We start from the raw sequence: 17,728 nt of genomic DNA on the forward strand, positions 1-17,728 counted from the left end.
TTATCCTAATTTTTTCATTTCAATTGCATCGTCTACTTTAAGATACAATTCGGCAGTAGCTCTGGCATCAGACAATGCATCATGATGCTTTAATTCCACACCCATTAAATCACAACAGATACTTAATTTAGTTCGTTCAAAACCTAAGGATCGATAGATCTTGCTGGTACATTCCCAAACTGGGTCTAGACCAAGCTCCTCGAATGGAAGGTTATAGAAATTCATCGTTTCCTTCAATACGGAACGATCTAACAATTCATCATGTGCAACCATATGTTTGGAAACCAACAATTCTTTTATACTTGGAAACAGGTCAATAAAGGTCGGAGCCTCAGCCGTATGTTTTGGTTTAATCCCATGAACCCTTGAAGTTTGCCACATATACTTGTTCTGTGGTGGTTGTACCAAACTGTAGAATTCACTTACGATCTCGCCGTCAACAACGTCTACTATACCAACGGCACACACACTGTTGTATTTTGCCGTGGCTAGCTCAAAGTCTATAGTTGTAAATGTTTTAGACATTTATATAAAAGTAAAAAAAATTAAACTCAATACCCATATTTTCCTTTCCATTTATCTCGAAGTGAAAGTCTTAGTTTCTCTTCGGCAGGATTCTTACCGGGCTCATACATTTTTGCTTCATGTAGGCCTTCTGGCATATATTCCTGATCGACAAAATTTCCGCTATAAGCATGGGCATACATATACTCTGTTCCGTAATTCAGCTCTTTCATCAACTTGGTCGGCGCATTCCTCAGATGCAGCGGCACCGATAGATCTCCTGATTTGCGCACGATTGCCTGAGCTTTGTTGATAGCTTCGTATGAAGCATTACTTTTTGCAGAACAAGCCAAATAGATAACTGTTTGCGACAAAATGATTCTTGATTCTGGCCATCCGATTACGTTAACAGCCTGAAAACAATTATTCGCCAGCAGCAAGGCGTTCGGATTCGCATTTCCCACATCCTCAGAGGCTAATATCAAAAGCCTTCGGGCAATAAATTTAGGGTCCTCACCCCCTTCGATCATCCGGGCCAACCAATAGACCGCAGCATTCGGGTCACTCCCACGAATCGATTTTATGAATGCCGAAATGATATCGTAATGCTGTTCTCCAGATTTATCATATCGCACCCTGTTCTGTTGAACATGTTTGGCAACAAATTCATTCGTTATTTCCTGTTTCCCATGAGATGCAGCCTGGCTTACAAGCTCTAAGATGTTCAGAAGTTTCCTGGCATCTCCACCAGAAAGCTGCAACATGGCATCATATTCCTTTATGGAGATCTTTTCATCCTTCAGGAATTCATCTTGGTTCAATGCCAATTCAATGATCTGGATCAGCTCCTCCTTAGTCAACTCTTGCAAAACATAGACCTGACAACGAGATAACAGTGCGGAAATCACCTCAAAAGAAGGGTTTTCCGTGGTAGCTCCAATCAAGGTAACCGTTCCTCTTTCCACGGCTCCCAGCAGTGAATCCTGCTGTGATTTGGAAAAGCGATGGATTTCATCGATGAAGAGAATGGGTTGTTCTTGATTGAATTGACGCATCTGTTCTGCTTTGTCAATTACTTCACGCACGTCTTTCACGCCAGACTGTATAGCACTGAGACTATAAAAAGGCCTGTCCAAAGACTTAGCGACCAATAATGCCAATGTTGTTTTGCCGACTCCTGGAGGTCCCCAGAAAATCATGGAAGGAATGGACTTTTGTTCAATGGCGTTCCACAACACAGCCCCCTCGCCTATAATATGCTTTTGCCCGACATATTCAGCAAGACTTTTGGGACGCATCCTTTCTGCCAAAGGTACTCTAGTAACCATAATTCACAAAGCTATTGATTTTTCAGAGTAAAGCCAATGTAAATATGAATTGGCATTAGGAATGTGGCATTTCATCTATGATTTGAACACTTGCCCAGAAATGAGTTCCGTTAACGGAAAATTTTAACATTTTTTAGTAATTATTCTACCTTTCTGGTACTAACCATTTATCTTATATTTCAAATTATTTAATACTTTTGAAAAAAATGAATTTGCGAATGATTGATAAAGTGCGTGTTATCTTAGCTTTCGGCTTAATTATATCAACAGTAAGCTTAAAGGCTCAAACCAATAATAAACCTTTAGACCCGTCTGGATTTGTTACAAAATATGACAGTTCATTTGCCGGAATCGGACCTAAAGTATATGTACTCCCTCCTCCAAGGACAAAGGAAGAGGAATTGGTTGACTCTTATAAAGAGAAAAAAGGATTCTTTGATTCCATTTCGCGTCAATTGGAGTATCAGTCCATCATTGAAGATTACAAGCCTACTTCAAACGCTTCGTATCTGAAACAGAGCTTCAATCCATTCCCAGCAACGGAGCAGGATTGGAATAACCTGATCACAAAACTTGAAAACAACAGGAACTTACCTTTGGCTGCAGGGATGGCCAATGAGTATGCCTTTGATCTCCTGAAAAAAGGCGATATCAATAAGGCGATCGCTCTATTGACCAGAGGCCTAAATGCAGCAAGATCATCGGGCTCAGGAGAAAAATTTGTCCTGGAACATAATCTAGCAAATGCATATCTATTCAATGGAAATCTTTCAGAGGCAGCGGCCATGCAGGAAACATTTCTGCAATCTGCCGTGGAGAAAAAGGAACAGGTAGATCAGGCAAACACATTGGTCCGTATCGCATTGGTACAAGCCTATCAAAAGAAATATCTCGATGCGGAGAACACGATTATCAGACGTGCTTTCCCTTTGTATAACAGGACAAAAAACCATTTTGGCAAAGTATATGCTTTGATTAATCTGGCAAAAATCTATCAGCTGCAAAATAAGCATACCGAGGCTCAATGGTTTTTAATCCAGGCCAAGGATCTTGCTAACTTGAGAAAGATTGACAACGAATTGCCTGAGATTGAGTATATGTTAGCTTTTTCCAAGTACATCCAACAAAACTATAAAGTCGCACAATTGGAATTTGAAAAGGCAAAAACATTGGCAGATGTAGAAAACAACAAGGTTTTACAACTGGCCATTGCGGATAAATTAGGAGATATCTATTTGATGATGGGTAACTTTGAAGATGCCGAACAGGAACTTTCGAGTTATTGGAGATTAAGAAACGAACTGTTCTAAAATCCCCCGTCAAAGGGCAATCTCGGTAAAAGTTAATAAACCTTAAAATGGCTGGGAAACAACAATTGAAATGAATATTTTACGTTGTCATCCTAACATTGACTTAATTTTTAACTAAATTTAGCGCTAATAAAATACTCGCTTACTATTTGAAAAGAGCAATTTCCTGATAGAACAATTAATGAACAAATTCAAGAACTATACATATATGTTTAAACATCTCATTTTCTGTCTTGCGTTAATATCGGTTGTGGCATGTGGAGCAAAACCACGCATCAACCTGGACCAAGAAGGCTTAGAATTAAAGCCTACTACGCAACATGAAATCATTGCTAAGGAAGTAGCCAATTTATTGGAGAATTTCAGCTATAAAAAAGTCCCTATGGGCGATTCCCTTTCTAACATCGTCTTCAACAACCTGTTGGAAGGTATCGATCAAGGGAAGAATTACATGTTGAAATCAGATATTGACGAATTTCAACAATTTAAGAACAGCATCAGCCAAGATTTTAGAGAGGGTGACCTTTCCAGTGCATTCTATATCTTCAATAAATACACAAACAGATATTTACAGTGCATGAACTTTGCCTTGGAGCAGATCGATGCGAAACATGACTTCACTAAGGATGAAACCTACACCAGCTTCCGCGAGAAACAAGATTGGTTTACCTCAGAAGCGGAATTGAAAGACCAGTGGAGAAAACGTGTTAAGTATGATCTATTGAACCTAAGACTGACTGCAGGTGATTCTGCTAAGGTAGATGAAGAAAAAAACAAGGAAACCCTACGCAACAGGTACAATAACTTGATCTCTCAAGCCAAGAAAACCAATTCGAATGATGCTTTCCAAATGATCATGACGGCGTTAACAGATGCTGTTGATCCCCATACGACTTACTACAATCCTTCGTTCGCTCAAGCATTCAATGAAAGCATGTCGAATACATTAGAAGGAATTGGAGCACAGCTGCAAATGGAGAATGAAATGGTGACCATCAAGCAGATTATTGCCGGTGGACCTGCATTCAAGGACAAATCCCTTCATATCAATGACCGAATCGTAGCTGTTGCACAAGGCAATGACGGCGAGTTTGAAGATATCATTGGCTGGAGACTGGATGCTGCGGTTGCGAAGATAAAGGGTAAAAAAGGAACGGTTGTTCGTTTGAAAATCCTTCCAGCTGGAGCAGAATTGTCAGCGGCCCCAAAAATCGTAAAACTGACCCGTGAGAAAATCATCCTTGCAGAAGAGTCTGCTAAGCGCGAAATCAGGAACATTAAAGGTGAAGATGGTAAAACATACAAAATTGGTGTGATCAATCTTCCTAAATTCTACATAGACTTTGAAGCGGTTCGTCGTGGAGATAAGGACTATAAGAGTACCACAAGAGATGTTAGGTTGTTATTGGACAGCTTAAAACAAGATGGCGTAGATGCTGTATTGATGGACTTAAGAAACAATGGTGGTGGTTCACTGCAGGAAGCAATTGAATTGACAGGCTTGTTTATCGATCAAGGTCCGGTAGTACAGGTAAGGGACACCAGAAACCGTGTTCAGGTAGATAGCGATCAGGAAACAGGTTTGGCATGGGAAGGACCATTTGGTGTGATCATCAACAGGTTCTCTGCATCTGCATCTGAGATTTTCGCTGGTGCCATCCAAGATTACGGTAGAGGTATTATCCTTGGTTCTACTAGTTACGGAAAAGGAACCGTTCAAAATGCGGTGGATATGTCACGTTTTATCAGCGCAACCAACAAGCTTTTAATCAAAGCTTCAGGTGAAGCAGATCCTGATACCCCGAATGGTGCTCCAGAATTTGGACAGATTAATATTACCATGGGTAAATTCTACCGTGTAACCGGTAGCAGTACGCAACATAAAGGTGTTGATCCAGACGTCATATTCCCTACGCAATATTCTGCAGAGAAATTTGGAGAAAGTTCAGAACCGTCGGCATTGCCTTGGGATCAGATCAAACCGACCAAATTCTCGAAGATTGGTTCTTTGACTGATATCAGTGCTCAATTAGAAGATATCCATAAGAAACGTATGCAAAAATCTCCTGCTTATTCTTTCTTACTGGAAGACATCGCAGAGTTCAGTAAAAATGAAACCATGCCTGCAATTTCTCTAAATGAGGATAAACTGAAAGCGGAACGCGAAAAAAGCAGATTGAAACAACGCGAACGTATCAATAAGCAACTTTCTTTCTTAGGCGAGCCTCTTTGGAAAGAAGGCCAGCCGCAGCCTAAATTGGACTACGATTTTGTACTTGATGAAAGCGCGAATGTGTTGACCGATTATATTAGGCTTAAGAAGTAGGTAGACATAAGACTCTGGTCTAAGAAAATAAATCAAAAAGCAGCCGGGACATTGAATGTCACGGCTGCTTTTTTTATAAGATATCTAATCTTTGGTCTTGTTTTAACTATGAACAGAAAGGTTTCTCGTGTTATGCTGCGAATAAAAAATTTGAACAAAATTTATCGAAAGGTGATGACAGCAAGTTGGCAATGAAATAAATTAGCTCTTATATTTTTTTAAGTATAGAACCCCTTTTGGGGTTCCATTATTTTAGCAGACATAGCACCTTAGCCTGTAAGTCGCGCAAAAACGATGTTCGATTAATCGAACATCGTTTTTGCATTAACCCTATATTGTTTAATACCATTCATGCTAAAATAATTCATCCCCGCTGGGGATGTATGGCGGATAATAGTAATAATTAAAGACCCTAAACAAAATAAAAGAATATATGCTATTGAAACAGGCCCAACATCTCCTGCAAAAGAATATTCTTCTAATAAATAAATCTGGGCATCAATGGGTAGAACCGCAGTTCTAACAGACTTGTCATGCTAAGGTTCATCCGAAGCATCTCGGAGAAACATAAAATCAAAATCAGAAATATCCCAGATTGTATTGGCGTACAGGTTCTCTATCTTCGATGGACGAAGACAGCATTGTGGAGAAAAGAACCGTACAGATTCTTCACTTATCGTAAAGAATTGGAAGTTTCCAGAGAGGGATTCAGAAGCGAAGCGAAGAATCTATTTTTTGTTTTTTTTATTGGAATGTTGTCATTGTGAATCGTAAGATGAACAAACTATTTCAAGTTAAGTATGGATAGTTCCGAGACCCTTCGGCAAGCCCTCAGGGTGACACAGAAAGGTATAGAAAAACATTTCACCCACGCTGTGGGTTCGCCATTACAAACATCTAATTTCTACAAACATTTCACCCCCGTTGGAGGTTTCTCAATACAAAAATCATCCTTCCGGAGGAAGTCCTTTAGCTTCCGGCTCATTTCCTTGGCGGAAAAATGGAAAGAAAGCCGTTGACCTGTGCGATGGGATTGGCATTAAAATGCTTTTAAAAGTTCATCCCATCAAAAGGAGGTGATCTTATGGAAAGGTACCACCGACAACAAGGCATTCTTTTCATGTCGCACAAATGCGATACTCTGTTAATGAGGATGCAAGTTATCCAATAAAAAATAGGTTACTGAAAAATGGAATAGCCTGCGCTAAACCAACTATTCAGTAACCTATTCCATTAACGCCCATATTACCTTTATCCGGCGGGCGAATGTGATTCGCCCCTAGCAATATTGGACAGCTTTCTAGATGGATGATAATCTTGTTCTATCTTAGCTGGGTGAACGGCGTAAAACCCTAGCTTAAATAAGATATAAACCCACCTAAACACTCAAACAGGTCTAATGTCTTATGACTATTGTCTTATGTCTCTTAATACCCTACACCAGACCTTCTAGGTTGGCGAATTGCTGGCCATGAAGCTGGTTTTCCACTGGCATCCGCTGGCAATACCCTTTTTTCTCTGTTCACCAATTGAGGTTCTTCAGTAGCTTTATAGGTCAACACCGCAGTAAGGATAACATTGGACAATAGGTCATCAAATACCAATTTATCGTAGGTATCCAGATTGGTGTGCCATGTATTGCTGAAATAGCCCCATGATAGGGAGCTCAGCATAAAGCCCGGTACACCTGCTGCTACAAAGGATGAGTGGTCGGAACCACCGCCTCCTGGAGAGCCAGGGAATTGTGTCTTGATATCTTTTGTAATTTCACTAGGAACGGCATCTAACCAGCGTCCCATAAAATCATAGGCATGTACAAAGCCTGAACCATTGATGTTGGCAACACGACCTGTACCATTGTCTAAATTGAATACCGCTTGGGTTTTTTCGATGACCTCAGGGTTATCCAAGACAAATGAACGTGATCCATTTAAGCCTTGCTCTTCGCTGCCCCACAATCCAATAAGAATCGTACGCTTAGGATTAGGGAGAACTTTTTTCAATACACGAGCTACTTCCATCATGGCAATAGTCCCTGTACCATTATCGGTTGCACCTGACCCACCTTCCCAAGAGTCTAAATGGGCAGATAAGATTACATATTCATTTGGAAACTCAGAACCTTTAATTTCAGCGATGGTATTGAATGAAGGAACATTTCCTAAATGTTTAGAAGAAGTCTCTACTTTGATTTTAGGCGCATAGCCTTTTTCAGCCAAACGGTACAACATTCCATAATCTTCCAAAGAGATATCCAATGAAGGAGCTTTGTGGGTCCTAGCACCGAAAATCTTGTTAGCACCAAACTCACCAGACCAATAGCTGCTCAGAACACCAACGGCACCTGCATCTTCTAGAACAGATGGAATGGAGTTAGGAGCTAATCCAGTTGCTTTGATACGTTTGTTCCAAATGGCACCAATTGAATCTCTCTGTCTTTGCATCTTGGCATAGGATTCAGGAGTTGCATATTCTTTCCAGTTGGCATCTGGCCTACCTGTTGGCTGGGGCATGGATACCATGACGTATTTACCTTTTACCTGTGGTAACCAAGACCTGAATGAAAGTGAATCTTTGAAATCGGGTAATGCAATGACCTCCGCTTCGATCGCTTTACCTTTGGTAGTTGGACTCCAAGCTAATTGAGTACCTGCTAAGGTTTTCTGTCTTGGATGGGTCATGTCAATATGGGAAATACCTCGTTCCCAGCCGTGCCACTCTCCAAATTGTTGATTTTTTGCCGAGATTCCCCAGCGTTGGAAAGTTTTCAATGCCCATTCATTGGCATTGGTCATTTGAGGAGTACCAACCAATCTTGGCCCTACAACATCCAGTAATTCAAAAGCTAAAGTTTCCAGTTCAGAATTATTGGTTGCCTCTTTCACAATCTGTTCTACAATGGGATCAACTGCTTTTACTGTAGTTGGTCCCATGCGTTGAGCTTGCACTGGAGCATAAGCAATCCCAGTGGACAGTACTAAAAAGGCTAATTTCCTGAAACGACAAATGGTTTGTTCCTTGAATTTCATAGTAATTATTTAGTTATTAATTAGGTAATCCCAAAGTACGGCAAAATTTGTCAAAAGGAAGAAAATGTAGCCTAATAAGTCAGTATAAGGGGGGCATTCATATACTTTTAGAATGCGACAATCTCAATTGAACATATGCAGACCGCAAAAAAATAGCCTGAGCTATACTCAGGCTATCAAATTTTTATATGGTATCAGACATTCAATCCATGTAAGGACCTACGTCCGTAAAACCTATGCTCTCCAGTTTTTGTATTGATTGATCAATCCGTTTGTGGATGAATCATGAGATTCCACTGCAGCATTTCCCTCTAACTCTGGAAGGATTTTATTTGCCAATTGTTTTCCTAGCTCCACTCCCCATTGATCAAAACTGAAGATATTCCAGATAATACCTTGAACAAAGATCTTATGTTCATAAAGCGCGATCAGTGCCCCTAAGGTCTTAGGTGTAATTTCTTTAATCAAGAATGAATTGGTCGGACGATTGCCCTCAAAGACTTTGAAAGGAGTCAGTTCCTTGATTTCAGCTTCTGATTTGCCTGCTTTTTTCAATTCAGCAACAACCTCTTCTTCTGATTTTCCATTCATCAAAGCTTCAGTCTGTGCAAAAAAGTTGGAAAGCAACATTTGATGATGCTTAGCCAATGGATTATGTGAAATAGCTGGTGCTATAAAATCACAAGGGATCAATTTGGTTCCTTGATGGATCAGTTGATAAAAGGCATGCTGACCATTGGTTCCAGGTTCTCCCCAAATGATAGGTCCGGTTTCATAATCAACTCGCTTGCCGTTGCGATCGATATATTTCCCATTGCTTTCCATATCTCCCTGTTGGAAATAAGCTGCAAAACGATGTAAATATTGGTCGTATGGAAGAATGGCACTGCTTTCCGCCTCGAAGAAGTTATTGTACCATATGCCCAATAAAGCCATGATAACTGGGATGTTTTCTTCAAATTCGGCATTTCTGAAATGCTCATCCGCTTCGTATGCTCCTGTCAATAGTTCCTCGAACTTATCAAAACCTATCGCTAAACAGATCGATAGTCCAATAGCGGACCATAAAGAGTATCTACCGCCTACCCAATCCCAGAATTCGAACATATTCTTGGTATCAATACCAAATGCTGATACGCCAGACTCGTTGGTACTCAAGGCTGCAAAGTGCTTGGCAACATCGGCCTCTTTTGCACCTGCCTTCAAGAACCATTCCTTGGCAGAATTTGCATTTGCCATGGTCTCCTGGGTAGTAAAGGTCTTTGATGCAATCAGGAATAAAGTCGTCTCAGGATCTAGTTCTTTTAGGGTTTCAGCAATTTGGGTTGCATCTACATTCGAAACAAAATGCATGTTCAATCTAGTCTTATATGCTTTAAGTCCCTCTGTGACCATCACTGGACCAAGATCAGAACCACCTATTCCGATGTTCACTACATCCGTGATCTCTTTTCCAGTAAATCCTTTCCAGTCTCCTGAAATAACACGTCCTGAAAAGTCTTTCATCCTTTCCAAGACAGCTTGGATATCAGGCATTACATCCTTTCCTTCAGTAAAGACAGGCTTGCCAGATCTATTTCTCAATGCCGTATGCAATACCGCACGTTTTTCTGTTTCATTAATTTTCTCGCCGTTGAACATGGCTTCGATTGCATCTTTCAATTTGCACTCGCGCGCCAATTGAATCAACAATGCCATAGTTTCCTCATTTATGCGGTTTTTAGAATAATCCAATAGGATATCGCCCAAATAGATGGAAAACTTATCGAAACGCTCCGGATCATTAGCAAAAAGTTCTTTGATGCTGGATTCGTTGATGGTTATAAAATGATCGGCTAAATATTTGAAGGCTTGGGTTGTTGTGAAATCAATTTTTGGTAACATATATCTTTACTTTTGTTCAAATATAAGGAATACAGCCTATTCTATCCTTAATTTTATTTTATCTTTGTTCTTATGACCAAAGAACAAATTCAAGACTTGAGGGACAGAATTACTTCCCTGAGGAGGCATCTTTGACATTGATGTCAAAAAGGAAGAGATAGAGCGTGAAACCCAAATCACCCTGCAACCCGACTTTTGGGATGATCCCAAAGCCGCAGAAAAAGTCTTACATTCCATCAAAAACCATAAAATCTGGACCGATCAATTCGATCATGTATTTGCTGCTGTTGAAGACACCGGTGTTTTATATGAATTCTTTCAAAGCGGAGACGCTTCTGAAAAGGAATTAGAAGATCAATATCAGATTGCGCTGTCAGAAATCGAAGAATTGGAATTCAAGAACATGCTTAGTGCCGAAGAGGACCAGTTGGATGCTATTTTGCAAATCACAGCCGGTGCTGGTGGTACTGAATCCTGTGATTGGGCGGCCATGCTGATGCGGATGTATATCATGTGGGGCGAAAAACATGGCTGTAAGGTAACGGAGCAGGATTATCAAGAAGGTGATGTGGCCGGGATAAAGACAGTGACCCTACAGTTTTCTGGTAATTTTTCCTATGGATACCTAAAAGGTGAAAATGGCGTACATCGTTTGGTCAGAATCTCCCCTTTCGACTCCAATGCCAAGAGACATACTTCTTTTGCATCGGTATATGTATACCCCTTGGTAGATGACAATATCGAAATCGAAGTGAAGGATTCTGAAATCGATTGGGATACCTTCCGTTCAGGAGGTGCCGGCGGTCAGAACGTGAATAAGGTGGAGACTGCAGTGAGGTTACACCATAAACCTACCGGGATCATTATCAAGAACCAAGAGTCAAGGTCGCAATTGCAGAACAAGGAAAATGCGATGCGTTTATTGAAATCTCAATTGTATGAAATTGAAATGAGAAAACGCCAGGAAGCAACCGCAGCCATTGAAGGATCTAAGAAAAAGATTGAATGGGGTTCCCAAATCCGTAACTATGTCCTGCATCCCTATAAATTGATCAAGGATTTAAGGACCAACACGGAAACCTCAAATACACAGGCCGTGCTGGATGGAGATCTGGATGAATTCCTGAAATCGTACCTGATGGAATTTGGAGGTTAATAAAGACTTTGAAATTGAGAATATAAAAAAGGGTTGGAATCATGATTCCAACCCTTTTTGTATTTCTATAATAATTGCTTAAAAAGCGTTTTTCCACATCATACTCTCAACAGGGCGAATGGTTTTGTTATTGTATTTCGCATTTCCCTTACTGTTGTACATGGTTTCGATATCACCTTCCACAACGAAGTAGATCAATTGCCCGATCGGCATTCCTGCATATACTCGGACTGGCTGTGCCACGGAAATCTCCAAAGTCCAAGTATTGCAAAAACCTACATCGCCTTTTCCTGCTGTTGCGTGGATATCAATCCCTAAACGGCCTGTGCTTGATTTCCCTTCCAAGAAAGGGACATGCCCGTGGCTTTCGGTATATTCTAAGGTCACCCCTAAATACAAGGTTCCCGGTTGGAGAACATAGCCTTCAGTTGGAATCTCAAAATGTTCGATCTCATTATGTTTCTTCGCATCTAGAACCTCATCCTTGTACCTTGCTAAATATTTGCCTAAATGAACATCGTATGAATTTGTTCCCAAACATTTTCTGTCGAAAGGTTCAATTACGATCATTCCCTTATCGATTTCTTCTAAAATTCTCTTATCTGATAATATCATATTCTGAAGCTAAACTACTGCTGATTAGCAGGATTCAAAAATACATTAAAAATAAATAAAAAACATATCTAAAGCTAAATACTAGTTACTAAACACTAAATTTGATTATGGCTTTAGCATATCTCAAAGAATTGGATGCGCACAGTCGCATTGCCTTGTGGAAAATTGAAGAAACTGAAGAGGAATTGGTTGCCATGCTGCAGCTTGATGAATCTGAACTTGCAAAACTTAGAAGTCTGGCAAAGGGAAAACGAAGCTTACACTGGCTGGCAACCAGAGTTCTCCTGCGCTATCTATTGCAGACACCTGACTATATCAGTTGTCCTTCCGATGCCAATGGGAAACCCTATTTACCAGACTTTCCTTACGAAATTTCATTGACCCACTCCTTTGACTATGCAGGGGTCATGTTGAGTTCTGCTGGCGCCTGTGGAATCGACCTAGAAATTGTAAAGGAAAAAGTGGTCAGGATAAAAAACAAATTTCTGAAACCTGAAGAACTGGCTTTTATCGAAGAGGAACAAGCGGTCGATCAATTATATGCGTGCTGGTGTGCCAAGGAAGCGGTCTATAAGCTACAAGGCAATAAAGGGGTATCATTCTACCATAACATTAGCATAGAGCCCTTTCATTATACACAGCAAGGCGTCATGAAAGTGATCCTCAGCAAGGATGATTCGACGAGAACCTTTGATGTATTCTATGAAAGATTTAATGAATATATGTTAGGCTACGTCGTTGAATAGTTCAACCCTATTTAAGGAAGGACACCGGTCTAAATACTAATTACTTACTACTAAATACTATGTCTGACCATCCTGCAATAAATCCTGTTTCAAGGAGAGCCTTTTATTTGATTTATAGATCCTAACGGCAATTAAGAAATAGGCCAACAACAATGGTCCGTAAACCAAGCCGATCAATCCAAATAAAGGCAACCCGATAATCACACCGACAACGGTAATGATCGGATGGATATCCCCTAGTTTCTTGGCGATCACCAATCGTAGTACATTATCGATATTGATCACTAATCCGAATCCCCAAGCCAGTAATCCTATCCCCTGCCAATTATGTCCATCGGCCAATAAAATGACTGCCGCAGGCACAAATATCAACGGAGGTCCCAAAAGTGGAATAAAAGAGAGGATGGCACATATTACGCCCCAAAATAAGGGATCCCTTGCTCCGAATATCCAAAATCCTACTGCCAAAAATGCCCCCTGTATGATGGCAATGATCGTTTGCCCGATAATGTTCGAGTAGGTAATGTTTTTCAATTCCTCCCCAAAAGTGACCGCATTTTCATCATCAAAAGGAAGATAATGAACCAATCCGCCCTCAAAGCCCTTATAATTGACAAACAGGAAATACAGCAGGAAATACATCACCGTGATCTCCAGGAATACATTAGCCGCACCACTCAAGGCAGAAGTCAGCAGTCCTCCTAAATAGGTTGAACTTGCTTCCAGTTGCTTTTCAATCAGATCAGGCTGTCCGAGCTTATCTCCCACAAAATGGTTGATGGCATCCATGATCTTTTTCACCCACTGTGGATTCTGTTGCAGTTCGATAGCTTTATCAAAAAGCATCTTTCCTATCCCTACAAAAGGTAAGACGATGATAAAGATGGAAAGGATAATGATAAAAATGGAAGATACCGGCTTAGGCCAATGCCATTTCTCGATCAGGAAGATATTTAGGTTCCTAAATAGGGTATACATGACCATGGTCCCTAAAAATGCCCCAAATATTCCCGAAGTAGCATATAATATAATTCCTCCTAATACAACGACAATAATTAGGATGATCACATTACGTTCCTTCTGCGAAAAAACATCGTTGTTGCTCATAATTGATTTTAAAATAAGATAACAACAAATTATTGATTTGGTTTAGAAACTTCTTTAAAATTTTTCAGTAATTCTTCTATTTCACAATCTGTAAGGGGATCTAATCAGCATCAAGGACTTAAAATAGTTTCTTCCAATCCATTTGATTTATAGTTTTTTTAGATGAGGAAATCCTTGATAAATTGTTCCCAATGCCGTAAGAAATTGCTGTCAGATTACCAGAAAATGAGCACATAATCAATACTTATGGCCTTTCCATGAAAGTTCCCTTAAAGTAGAACCAAATCTTACTCAAAACCCAGGGTATTAAACAATAATAAGCCCGTCCAGAATTGGACGGGCTTATTTAATATTTTCTTAGAGCAATGGATTTCTTAAAAATTCGGCTTTCTCTTCTCTAAAAAAGCATTCACGCCTTCCTTAAAGTCTTCGGAACCGAAGCATATTCCAAAATTATCGATTTCAACTTTATAGCCATCCTGCTGCTTATCCAAAGCACTGTTCACAGTTTGAATAGCAACAGCGACCGCTGATTTCGAGCGGGAATATATCTTATCCAAGATGTTTTGAGCAGTTTCTTCCAACTCATATAGTTCTACAACTTTATTAACCAATCCCCATTGATAGGCATCTTGGGCATCTATCATATCACCAGTTAGGATCATTTCTAAAGCCTTTCCCTTTCCAACTAGGTCAGTTAGGCGCTGGGTACCTCCATAACCAGGAATCAACCCCAAAGAAACTTCGGGAAGTCCCATTTTTGCAGAAGCCGCAGCGATCCGAATGTGGCAGCATAATGCCAATTCCAATCCTCCACCCAATGCAAAACCATTGATTGCAGCAATAACTGGCTTTGACAGATTCGCTATTTTATTCATCAGCTCATGCCCAAATTGCGACATAGCCTGTGCTTCCTCTTTGCTTTTTCCCAGAAACTCCTGAATATCCGCTCCAGCAACAAAGGCCTTTTGTCCAGCGCCAGTTAAGATCAGCCCTCTAACGGATTCATCAGCTTCAGCCTGACTCACTGCATCCTTTAATTCAGCAATCGTATCTCGATTCAAAGCATTTAATTTGCTTTCGCGATTAATGGTAATTAATGCTGTCTTGTTCTTGATTTCGAGGGTAATATTTTGATAGCTCATATTAGAAATTAATATTGATGGAAAATCTTACGCGTTCATTCCTGACATTTGGAAGGCCATTGTAGGTCAATCTTCTCACATATTCAACCTTCAACACATTTAAGATATTGTCAATGCCCACTGTACCTTCCCAATAGGGTTGACCGTTTGGAACATTCGTCAATATCTCACCTTCCTTATTATGGTCGAATTCAACCACATTATTACTAATATACGGGTTATTTTGGTCACTTAGCTTGCCATAGAACATCTGGGCTCCCCAGACCTCACGCAAATTCAACTTCTTGATCAAGGGAATCTTATTGAACAGGAAACCTTGCAACTGATGATAGACTCCAACCTTTACATACTTATCAGCCACAAACTCCATCGGGTTCATCATATCAAAATCAATTTCATGACGGTCCTCGCGCTGTTTAACATTCGGCAATTCCAACATGGTATATGGAAGTGTTCCCCAAATTTTACCACCGACTACCCTTAGATCTGCAAAACCAAGTTGATTCAAGAAGAAACGCTTGGATGCAGCAGCAGTCAGTTTATCATAGGCATAGGTCGTATTCCAGAAACCATCCAGACTATGGGTATAGGTCAGATTGAAAACCGGATGTTTTTCAATAATGGTCTTCCTATTTAAGTTGCGATAATAGAATTTCTCAAATGGTGCCCATCGCAAATCCACATGTGCCTCATTGCTTTGGATATGGGTCAACAATAAATCTGGATTTCCAGAATTAATTAAGCGTAAGTCGCCGACCGTATTTTGATTTCTATGAGTTATGCCTGTGGTGACACTAAAGTGGTTGCCAAACTCAATTACATGTTGCAGTTGATAAGCCCTCGTATCAAACCATTTTGTAGGCCTATTCTTCCGGATTGACCTGAAGAAACTATCGCCTTTTAAGAAACCAATCTGTTGACCAGGCTCCATGATATCATTCTGGATCGACCCTTCTAAATAATGGGCTGGAAAAGTTACCACAGAACTTCCATTTAAAGAAACTGCGGATCTTAAAAAATATTTCAATCGGGTATCATCCAGTCCATAGGCCACATAACCTTCAAAATAGGCCTTGTCCGTCAGGGCTTGCGTACTTCTCCCCCCTATCCTGAATCGGTTCCCTTCGATATTGTTTTGACTATACAGATATTCCAATGGACCGATTTCAAACATCCCCAGGTTATAAAACCCTTGGGACAAAAGATAACCTACGGCCAATATCGTCTTAAAGCTTTTCTTCTGGTTTAGGGTTTCAATATTCCGGTAGGTATTCTGTTCCGCATTATTCAATGCAATAGGCCTGTTGGGAATGGTAATATTTGCTTGAGGCAAGATTTCCGTCGGTGGACCTGAAAAGACATCATTCGGGAATTTCGTTCCTAAATGATAATTGTTGTTGATACTAACCCGATCAGCAAAGATCGTCTCACCTTTACGGATACCAAAAGCCAGAAAAGTCCTTGTGCTGTCCATTAGCATCACACCAGATTGATCCTTCTGATAATGAAAAGCAATTTCACCCTCCTTTACCCAGTTTAGATTGGTTTCCTCATTGATCTTGAGGTTTGCTTTCTTAACAGCATAGGTCCCATCCATACTGACCTGTAATATACCATTGAACAAAAGGTCCGTTTTATTTCTTGGTTCAAACTTCAATTGGATAAAATACCCTTCATCATTGAAGATGGTATCTGTTATGTAATACTTATAAAACAACTTTCCGTTGTCGGCAATGGGACTCAAGAACTGTTTGTTCAGGATATAGATACTTTCATCATAAACATCGACCTGCTGGAACATATAGTTCAGGAACTCCTGGATATTCGGATTGTTGATATAGCGTTGGTCAAATTCAGTCTTTCGGTGAGAGGTAATTATCTTTTTAAACTTCGATGGGTCCTTTTTTCCATAGACTTTGGCATTACTCTCTTCTAAATACAGAGAAAGCAGCTTTTTACCTTCATAACTGGTACTATCGATATTCCTGAACAAAAAGTTCAAACCCAACATTCCTTGCTTATTGGAAACCTTTGGATCTATGAACCCGAATTTAAGCTTATCATACTGATCAAACTCTAAACTATCCTTTCCAGATAACCTATTTTGATGCTTATGTCGAATGACCAGGTCTATCAGTTCAACAGCCTTATTGTTCTTGTTCCTATATTTAGACTTATGGCTGATAGAAACCGCCTCAATTTTGTTGGCATCATGAACCAATTCAAAAACGAGATTAGATAGTGAATCAGGAATATTGGCAATCAAAGTCTTGAAGCCCATCGCACGGATTTCAATCTGTTTGGATCTGGACTCCAAACTCAAACTAAAGTTCCCATTATTATCTGCTGAAGTTGCTTTTTTGGTAGTTAGGTCCAGAATGGTCGCGCCTGCAATGGCCTGCTTATTATCCTTATCCAATACTTTTCCGGAAATGACAGATTGGGCCAACGAAAGGTTAACCGTTAAGCAAAAAACTAATACAAATGCGCACAAAAAATAGAAGAAAGGGACACTTCTCATAATAAAACCTGAACTTTATAAAGATACAATTTGTTGTGAAAGTTCAAATTATTAAAC

General features: G+C 40.1%; 12 protein-coding genes. 4 read left to right on the forward strand and 8 right to left on the reverse strand.

Features of this window, described 5'->3' with window-relative positions:
• Entirely contained in the window at positions 1-525 is a 525-nt protein-coding gene (locus NMK93_RS18235; RefSeq protein ID WP_254528713.1) for an exonuclease domain-containing protein, read from the reverse strand.
• 26 nt (positions 526-551) lie between these two features.
• Positions 552-1,832, reverse strand: coding sequence for a replication-associated recombination protein A (locus NMK93_RS18240; protein WP_254528711.1), 1,281 nt, complete (start codon positions 1,830-1,832; stop codon positions 552-554).
• Between the two features lie 218 nt (positions 1,833-2,050).
• Between NMK93_RS18240 and NMK93_RS18245 the strand changes: the two genes are divergently transcribed.
• On the forward strand, positions 2,051-3,142 hold the full coding sequence (locus tag NMK93_RS18245) for a lipopolysaccharide assembly protein LapB (protein ID WP_254528709.1): 1,092 nt from the start codon (positions 2,051-2,053) through the stop codon (positions 3,140-3,142).
• Positions 3,143-3,350: 208 nt separating this feature from the next.
• Complete coding sequence (locus NMK93_RS18250) at positions 3,351-5,468, forward strand: carboxy terminal-processing peptidase (protein ID WP_254528707.1); 2,118 nt, start codon at positions 3,351-3,353, stop codon at positions 5,466-5,468.
• Between the two features lie 1,427 nt (positions 5,469-6,895).
• Here the strand turns inward: NMK93_RS18250 and NMK93_RS18255 are convergent.
• Positions 6,896-8,497, reverse strand: coding sequence for a M20/M25/M40 family metallo-hydrolase (locus NMK93_RS18255; protein ID WP_254528705.1), 1,602 nt, complete (start codon positions 8,495-8,497; stop codon positions 6,896-6,898).
• Between the two features lie 234 nt (positions 8,498-8,731).
• Entirely contained in the window at positions 8,732-10,381 is a 1,650-nt protein-coding gene (pgi, locus tag NMK93_RS18260) for a glucose-6-phosphate isomerase (RefSeq protein WP_254528703.1), read from the reverse strand.
• A gap of 72 nt (positions 10,382-10,453) precedes the next feature.
• On the opposite strand from pgi, the gene prfB reads away from it, so the two are divergent.
• Positions 10,454-11,537 (forward strand): peptide chain release factor 2 gene (gene prfB / locus NMK93_RS18265; protein WP_254528701.1). Its coding sequence is split into 2 segments (ribosomal slippage): positions 10,454-10,513 and positions 10,515-11,537, totalling 1,083 coding nucleotides; the frame shifts between segments, so codons are not numbered across the junction.
• Between the two features lie 78 nt (positions 11,538-11,615).
• On the opposite strand, the gene dcd is transcribed toward prfB, so the two are convergent.
• Entirely contained in the window at positions 11,616-12,152 is a 537-nt protein-coding gene (gene dcd, locus NMK93_RS18270) for a dCTP deaminase (RefSeq protein ID WP_254528699.1), read from the reverse strand.
• Positions 12,153-12,259: 107 nt separating this feature from the next.
• On the opposite strand from dcd, the gene NMK93_RS18275 reads away from it, so the two are divergent.
• Entirely contained in the window at positions 12,260-12,898 is a 639-nt protein-coding gene (locus tag NMK93_RS18275; RefSeq protein ID WP_254528697.1) for a 4'-phosphopantetheinyl transferase superfamily protein, read from the forward strand.
• A 57-nt stretch (positions 12,899-12,955) separates the two neighbouring features.
• Here the strand turns inward: NMK93_RS18275 and NMK93_RS18280 are convergent, their stop codons facing one another.
• From NMK93_RS18280 to NMK93_RS18290, 3 genes are all read right to left on the reverse strand, one after another.
• Positions 12,956-14,005: an AI-2E family transporter gene (locus NMK93_RS18280; protein ID WP_254528695.1), complete on the reverse strand. Its 1,050-nt coding sequence runs from the start codon at positions 14,003-14,005 to the stop codon at positions 12,956-12,958.
• Positions 14,006-14,379: 374 nt separating this feature from the next.
• Positions 14,380-15,150: an enoyl-CoA hydratase/isomerase family protein gene (locus tag NMK93_RS18285; RefSeq protein WP_254528693.1), complete on the reverse strand. Its 771-nt coding sequence runs from the start codon at positions 15,148-15,150 to the stop codon at positions 14,380-14,382.
• Position 15,151: 1 nt separating this feature from the next.
• A complete protein-coding gene (locus tag NMK93_RS18290) occupies positions 15,152-17,671 on the reverse strand; it encodes a DUF5686 family protein (protein WP_254528691.1) in 2,520 nt (839 codons plus the stop codon).
• Positions 17,672-17,728 lie beyond the last annotated feature (57 nt).

The organism is Sphingobacterium sp. LZ7M1 (assembly GCF_024296865.1).
Lineage (GTDB): Bacteria > Bacteroidota > Bacteroidia > Sphingobacteriales > Sphingobacteriaceae > Sphingobacterium.

Excerpts from the sequence above, each read along its gene's own strand:
- NMK93_RS18235 (WP_254528713.1), bottom strand. The coding sequence starts at position 525 with ATGTCTAAAACATTTACAACTATAGACTTTGAGCTAGCCACGGCAAAA.
- NMK93_RS18275 (WP_254528697.1), top strand. The coding sequence starts at position 12,260 with ATGGCTTTAGCATATCTCAAAGAATTGGATGCGCACAGTCGCATTGCC.
- NMK93_RS18290 (WP_254528691.1), bottom strand. The coding sequence starts at position 17,671 with ATGAGAAGTGTCCCTTTCTTCTATTTTTTGTGCGCATTTGTATTAGTT.
- NMK93_RS18245 (WP_254528709.1), top strand. The coding sequence starts at position 2,051 with ATGATTGATAAAGTGCGTGTTATCTTAGCTTTCGGCTTAATTATATCA.
- dcd (WP_254528699.1), bottom strand. The coding sequence starts at position 12,152 with ATGATATTATCAGATAAGAGAATTTTAGAAGAAATCGATAAGGGAATG.
- NMK93_RS18285 (WP_254528693.1), bottom strand. The coding sequence starts at position 15,150 with ATGAGCTATCAAAATATTACCCTCGAAATCAAGAACAAGACAGCATTA.
- NMK93_RS18280 (WP_254528695.1), bottom strand. The coding sequence starts at position 14,005 with ATGAGCAACAACGATGTTTTTTCGCAGAAGGAACGTAATGTGATCATC.
- pgi (WP_254528703.1), bottom strand. The coding sequence starts at position 10,381 with ATGTTACCAAAAATTGATTTCACAACAACCCAAGCCTTCAAATATTTA.
- NMK93_RS18240 (WP_254528711.1), bottom strand. The coding sequence starts at position 1,832 with ATGGTTACTAGAGTACCTTTGGCAGAAAGGATGCGTCCCAAAAGTCTT.
- NMK93_RS18255 (WP_254528705.1), bottom strand. The coding sequence starts at position 8,497 with ATGAAATTCAAGGAACAAACCATTTGTCGTTTCAGGAAATTAGCCTTT.
- NMK93_RS18250 (WP_254528707.1), top strand. The coding sequence starts at position 3,351 with ATGTTTAAACATCTCATTTTCTGTCTTGCGTTAATATCGGTTGTGGCA.